This is a genomic window from Psychrobacter sp. 1Y4, from assembly GCF_051847555.1.
The window spans coordinates 1-708 of record NZ_JBPYDE010000549.1 but is presented as its reverse complement, the minus strand read 5'-3'; the positions used below and the strand labels follow the sequence as shown (position 1 = coordinate 708).

The 708-nt window shown below is 46.5% G+C and carries 1 protein-coding gene; it reads left to right on the top strand.

Features of this window, described 5'->3' with window-relative positions; all coding sequences use genetic code 11:
* Window positions 1-13 precede the first annotated feature (13 nt).
* Window positions 14-708 (top strand): DEAD/DEAH box helicase (locus ACS8FC_RS17495; RefSeq protein ID WP_439297723.1); only part of this gene is annotated, 695 nt, incomplete at its 3' end.

Genomic DNA, 708 nt, shown 5'->3' with positions numbered 1-708 from the left:
AGGTCAAAAAATTATGTTATCAAAGATTGTAGGCAGTGTGGTTGGCACCAAAAATGACCGCGAACTAAAACGCATGCGTAAAGTGGTCAGCAAGATCAACGCACGAGAGGCTGAAATACAAGCCCTGTCTGATGAGCAACTACAACAAAAAACCGAAGAGTTCAAAGCGCGTCATCAAAAAGGCGAAAGCTTAGATGCGTTATTGCCAGAGGCGTTTGCTGTCTGCCGCGAGGCCTCATTGCGTGTCAATGGAATGCGCCACTACGACGTGCAGCTGATCGGTGGTATCACCTTGCACAAAGGCAAAATCGCTGAGATGAAGACGGGTGAAGGTAAAACCCTAATGGGAACCTTGGCCATGTATCTCAATGCCATCAGTGGTAAAGGCGTGCATTTGGTCACGGTCAACGACTATCTAGCCGCTCGTGATGCGGAGTTGAACCGTCCTTTGTTTGGCTTTTTAGGTATGACGGTTGGGGTTATTTACTCACAGCAGCCGCCGTTAGAAAAAATCGCAGCGTATCAAGCAGATATCACTTATGGTACCAACAATGAGTACGGTTTTGATTATCTGCGTGACAATATGGTCTTTAGTCTGAAAGAGAAAAAACAGCGTCCGCTAAACTTCTGTATTATCGATGAAATCGACTCGATCTTGATTGATGAAGCTCGTACACCGCTGATCATCTCGGGACAAGCCGAAGACTC